This window comes from Reyranella soli (assembly GCF_007992495.1).
Classification (GTDB): domain Bacteria; phylum Pseudomonadota; class Alphaproteobacteria; order Reyranellales; family Reyranellaceae; genus Reyranella; species Reyranella soli.
Map to the genome: position 1 here is coordinate 1 of NZ_BKAJ01000346.1, position 1,710 is coordinate 1,710.

The 1,710-nt window shown below is 59.9% G+C and carries 1 protein-coding gene; it reads left to right on the forward strand.

Translation table 11 applies throughout. The annotated features are described in order from the left end of the window. Positions 1-13: 13 nt before the first annotated feature. The coding region (locus RSO01_RS46660; RefSeq protein ID WP_174826004.1) for an FG-GAP-like repeat-containing protein at positions 14-1,710 on the forward strand (1,697 nt) is incomplete at its 3' end.

Here is a 1,710-nt window from a genome sequence, read left to right on the forward strand (position 1 = left end):
AACCCTGGAGAGCGTGGCCAGCGCGGCGACGACGACGGTGGCCAATGTCAATGATGTGCCGGCCGGGTCGGTGAGCATCGCCGGGACGGCGATCGAGGACCAGGTGCTCACGGCGGTGAACACACTCAGCGATGCCGACGGTATGAGGACGGTGAGCTACCAGTGGCAGCGCAACGGCTCAAACATCACTGATGCGACCGGCTCGACCTATACGCTGGGCGATGCCGATGTCGGCGCCAGCGTCACTGTTGTGGCGAGCTATACCGATGAGCACGGCACGGCAGAGAGCGTAGCCAGCGCAGCAGTGGGCCCGGTGGGAAACGTCAATGATGCGCCGGTAGTGGACACAGGAGGCGGGTTCGCGCCAGCGACGTTTGTCGACGATGGATATCCGATTGGTTGGCTTGCAGTTGTCAATGTCAATGGCGATGGCAAGGTAGATCTGATTACCGAGACGTATGGTGGCGATGAAGTCAATGTTTATCGTGGAAATGGCGACGGTACTTTCCTGCCTCGCGTGAGCTATGCGGAAGCCGCCGCTGGCGGCAACTACATCTTTATGGCGGTCGGAGATCTCAATGGCGATGGCAAGCCCGACATTGCCATTCCGAACGGGGGACCGCTGAATGTGCTGCTCAACAACGGTGACGGGTCATTTGGACCACCTGCCGTGTACTCATCCGCCGCGGGTGTCGTGATCGCCGACTTCAATGGCGACGGCAAGAACGATATCGCCATTACAAATGATGGTGTCGCAGTACTGCTGGGGAATGGCGATGGCACGTTCGGCGCACCCACCCAGTACGCGACGGCATACTACCCGCTCCCGCTGGCCGCGGTTGATGTTAATGGCGACGGCAAGCTGGACCTCATTATTGGGGACAACGGCGGTTCGAACGCGGTTTCCGTATTGATAAACACAGGCAACGGAACCTTCAATCCCCGGTCCGATTACATGGCGTTCACTGATGGCGGTGGCGTGTTGGCGCTCGCCGTGCAGGATCTGAACGGGGACGGCAGGCCGGATATCGTGGTGGGCAACCAGCAGGGCGGGACAAACGAACTGTCAGTCCTGCTCAACAATGGGAACGGCACATTTGCGGCGCCGCTACGCCAGTCACTGCTAGGGTACCCTGGTGACTCGCTTGGCATTACCGATGCCAATGGCGATCGGATTCCGGACATTATCGTGCCGACTGATGCTGGCTTGGATGTTCTTCTTGGCGACGGCACCGGTAACTTCAGTCAAGGACCGCTCTATACGGCGACAGGAGCAGTGCAGGGAGTGACGGTTTCGGAAGTTAATGGAGACGGCGTGTCTGACATCGTCTTCAAGTCCAATAACAATCTTTACCTGATGCTAGGAAAACCGCCGACGGGGCATGCGGCCGCGACCGAAGACGGCCCAGCTTCGACGATTGATGGCTTGGCGAATGCTTCCGATGTTGACGCCGGTAGCGCGCTGTCTGTCGTTAATGTGCCGGTCAACCTGCCGGCTGGTGTGAGCTACAACGCGGCCACGCACAGCTTCACGCTCGATCCATCGAACGTGGCGTACCAGCACCTGGCGGCCGGCGAGACGACCACTGTAACTGTGAACTATGGCGTGTCCGACGGCATCGCCACTACGCCTGACCGTGTGAGTTGGACGGTAATCGGCACCAATGACGTGCCGACCGGCATGGTGTCGATCAGCGGGCCGGCGACCGA